Raw genomic sequence first — 2,201 nt, forward strand, 5'->3', positions numbered from 1 at the left:
AAACTCCGGAGTTTGCGCTCACTCGACGGGGTAGGCGGCCGGTCAGCACCGGCGGAGCCGCCGGGGCACCGGTCAGGTACCGGCGGAGCCGCCGGGTCAGGCGCCCCTGACCTCGGGGCGCTCCTGCGCCGTCGTGTCGAGCTCCGGCACCTGGGTGTCCCCGACGATGGCGTTGTGGGTGCGGCCCCAGGCGAGGTACTTGGCGCCGAGGTTGACCATCGCGGCGAGCCGGTTGCGGTTCCCCAGCAGGGTGACGATGTGCACGCTGTTCCAGATGACCCACGCCGGGAAGCCCTGCAGCCGGGGCAGGCCGGTGACCTCGGCCACGGCCGATGCCCGGCCGATCGTGGCGAGGATGCCCTTGTCCTTGTACTCGAACGGCGGCAGGGTCTCGCCGGTCAACCCGGCCGCGATGAGCTCGCCGACGTACTTGCCCTGCTGGATCGCCGGCTGGGCCAGTTGTGGCAGGGCCCGGTCGCCCTCGCCCACCGAGATGTCCCCGACCGCGTAGACGTTGTCGCAGCCCTTGACCCGCTGGTGGTCATCGACGACGATCCGTCGCCCCCGGCCTTGCGGCAGGCCCCAGTTGGAGACGACCTCGGGCGCGGTCACCCCGCTCGCCCAGACGACGACGCCCGCCGGGAGGAACTCCTTGTCGTCGCCGACGACGACCCCGTCCTCGCGGACCTCGTTCACCTTGGTGGACAGGCGTAGGTCGACCCCGCGCTTGCGCAGGGAGTCGGCGGCATACTCGCGGCTCTCCGGCGCGAACGGGGCGAGCAGGTGCGGTGACATCTCGACGAGGGTGACGTGCACCTTGTGTGGATCGAGTTCGGGGTAGAGGACCGGGATGTCCTTGTTGCGCATCTCGGCGAGCGCGCCGGCCGTCTCGACCCCGGTCGGGCCGCCGCCGACGATGACGACGCGGATGTCGTCGTACTGCCGGTTGACCGACGCCTCCTCGAGGCCGGAGAAGACCGCGTCGCGCAGGGCCAGCGCCTCACTGCGGGTGTAGAGCGGCATTGCGTACTTGTCCGCACCCGGCGTGCCGAAGTAGTTGGCCGCCACCCCCGTCGCGATGACGAGGTGGTCGAAGTGCACGACCTCGCCGCCGGACAGGCTGACGGTGTGGGCGTCGTGGTCGATCGCCTCACAGCTGCCCTGGAAGAAGCGCACGTTCCGCTGCTTCGATCGGACCGACCGCAGGAACCACGTCACGTCACCGGGGTTCAGCGTGCCGGTCGCCACCTGGTAGAGCAGCGGCTGGAACGTGTTGTAGGGGTGCCGGTCGATGAGTGTCACGTCGACGTCGGCCCTCCGCAGCGCCCGGACGGCCGCCAGGCCGCCGAATCCGCCACCGATGACAACGACATGTGGTCGAGTTCCCATGTCTCCACCATAGGCGCGCCGCTCGCCGGCGCGCCGAGCCGCGGTGAGCGGCATACGACAGCGGGGGTATGCCGCCGGGCTTGGTTGTGGAGGATCGGTCACCTCAGGGTGTGCTGATCTTCCACAGCACGGGCCGGGGTTCCGGCTGTGGCCGCGGCCGGGTCAGCGTCGGCCGCGGCGGGAGCGGAGGTAGTCGGACACGACGTACTCGCCGAGCCGGTCGACCGACGGCGTGAAGACCCGCCCGCCGGCCCGGCGGGCGACGGCGTCGACGAAGCGGGCGAGGCCGGGGTCGTCGCCGAGCATGAAGACGTTGAGCGCTGCCCCGGAGCGGCGGAGCAGGTCGACCTGGGCCATCGTGGCGCGGACCGTCGCCGGGATCGTCGGCCACGCGAAGGTCGGCACGCCCCTCGGGTCGAGGTGTGCGGTCGGTTCGCCGTCGGTGACGACGAGGACGAGCGGCTCCGCCTCGGGGTGGCGGCGCAGGTGCCGGGAGGCGAGCATGAGGGCGTGCTCGAGGTTGGTGCCCTGCACCCACTCGGGCTCGGCGTCGGCGAGCTGCACCGGGGTGAGTCGGCGGGCGGCGATGGTGAAGCCGATGATCTCGAGGGCGTCCTGCCGGAACCGGGTCTGGACGAGGTGCGACAGGGCGAGGGCGGTCTGCTTCATCGGGCCCCAACGCCCCTCGTGGAACATCGAGAAGGACATGTCGACGCAGAGCGCCACGGCCGCCGAGGTGCGTCGCTCGGTCTCGACGACCTCGAAGTCGTCGACCGACAGCCGCAGCGGCCCCGCACCCGTCGAGTGAGCGC

Annotated in this window: 2 protein-coding genes; both read right to left on the bottom strand. The window is 71.4% G+C overall.

Translation table 11 applies throughout. The annotated features are described in order from the left end of the window. Positions 1 to 96 precede the first annotated feature (96 nt). Positions 97 to 1,389 (bottom strand): NAD(P)/FAD-dependent oxidoreductase, encoded by a 1,293-nt coding sequence (locus tag N864_RS21685; protein ID WP_051518919.1) that lies wholly within the window; start codon positions 1,387 to 1,389, stop codon positions 97 to 99. Between the two features lie 162 nt (positions 1,390 to 1,551). Next, positions 1,552 to 2,201: hypothetical protein (locus tag N864_RS25250; protein ID WP_034722371.1), on the bottom strand; the 650-nt coding region annotated here is incomplete at its 5' end.

It is taken from the genome of Intrasporangium chromatireducens Q5-1, from assembly GCF_000576575.1.
Taxonomy (GTDB): Bacteria; Actinomycetota; Actinomycetes; order Actinomycetales; family Dermatophilaceae; genus Intrasporangium_A; species Intrasporangium_A chromatireducens.